Consider the following 1351-nt stretch of genomic DNA (forward strand, 5'->3'; position numbering starts at 1 on the left):
TGCCGTCATCGCGCGTGCCGTCATCGCGCGTGCCGTCATCGCGCGTGCCGTCATCGCGCGTGCCGTCGAGCTGATCGGCGGGGGTGGGCTGGTCGGTCAGGCCGGTGATCCAGGTGCGGCGGGTCAGCCACTGGGCGGTGGCCAGCTTGCTGGCCGGCTCGGTCGCCCGGGCCGCGACCAGCGCGAACAAGATGCGCTCCACCCGTGCGTCGCGGCGGGTGCCGGCCAGCAGCCGACGCAGCAGGACGTCCAGCCCGAGCTGGCCCCACACCCCCTCCAGCGCCCAGGTCGCCCCCATCGCACGGGAAGAGGTGAACGACAACCCGCCCAGCGACCCGCCGTCGCCTGCGGCGTCGGCGGTCATCGCGGCCGCCGGGTTGAGCAGCTTGCGCAGCAGTGGGGCCAGATGGGCTTGTCATTCCCACCTGCTACCTGCTCGGGGTGAGCACCCGGCGGATGAGGCGCCTGGTCGAGTCCACCCGGGATCTCCCGGCTGAGCAAGTCCCGGGAAGCGGCTGCAGCAGCCACGAAAGCCTCCCTACAGACGCAACCGGCCCTCCGCCGGCTGACAGACGAAGGCATGAGGCCACGGATGGGCTAGAGAGGAGCGACGAGTCTGGGACGGGAGTCACCGGCGGGGCGCTGGTTCGGCCGGCGACGTTACCGTCCGCACTGTCCGCGCCGCCGCGGTGCACGCAAGCCGGAGGATCGGCCCGGTGGCCCACGGTTGCTCAGCCGCCGGCTCGGCCGGCGCCGACTCAGGCGGCCTAGAGCAGGGACAGCGGCCGCAGGTGCAACGCCGCCCCGCTCCGGTACGACGAAGCCGTTGCCGGCGGGCGTGTCGATCTTGTCGTTCTGGTACTTCTTGGTCACGGCGGTCCCCTGTCGGTGGTGTCTTGGCGGACGCCAACACCTACCTCACGGCCGGTGCGGGCAGGGGACCGCCACCTCAACTTCTACGAAACCCGGGACAACCTCCGGCATCACAGCGGGCCCAGGCGCTGGCCTCCACCGCGAAGGCCAACGCACCACCGCCCGGGAGGCAACGAGCAGCTCGGCCAACCGCTCGACGTCGAGCTCACCGGCGGCCAGGGCGGCATACACGCTGCCCCAGCCGCGCCGGTAGGTCGGCAGCAGGCTCAGATGTGGCAGCGAGGGCATCGACTCGGCCGTCAGTAGCCCGTCGATCAGCTCGAACAGCGCGTCTCAGCGTCGGTACAGCTCGTCGCGGAAGCGCTGCAGCTGCTGCAGGGGCCCGCGAGGTTGTCCCGGGTCTTGTAGAACTTGAGGTGGCGGTCCCCCGCCCGCACCGGCCGTGAGGTAGGTGTTGGGCGTCCGCCAAGACTCCATC

The 1351-nt window shown here is 71.5% G+C and carries 1 pseudogene; it reads right to left on the reverse strand.

The features are described 5' to 3' along the window. Positions 1 to 364 (reverse strand): annotated as a pseudogene (locus BLW04_RS25545) (hypothetical protein); the annotation flags it as partial. Between the last annotated feature and the right edge of the window lie 987 nt (positions 365 to 1351).

Origin of the sequence: Modestobacter sp. DSM 44400 (assembly GCF_900107175.1) — a bacterium.
Classification (GTDB): domain Bacteria; phylum Actinomycetota; class Actinomycetes; order Mycobacteriales; family Geodermatophilaceae; genus Modestobacter.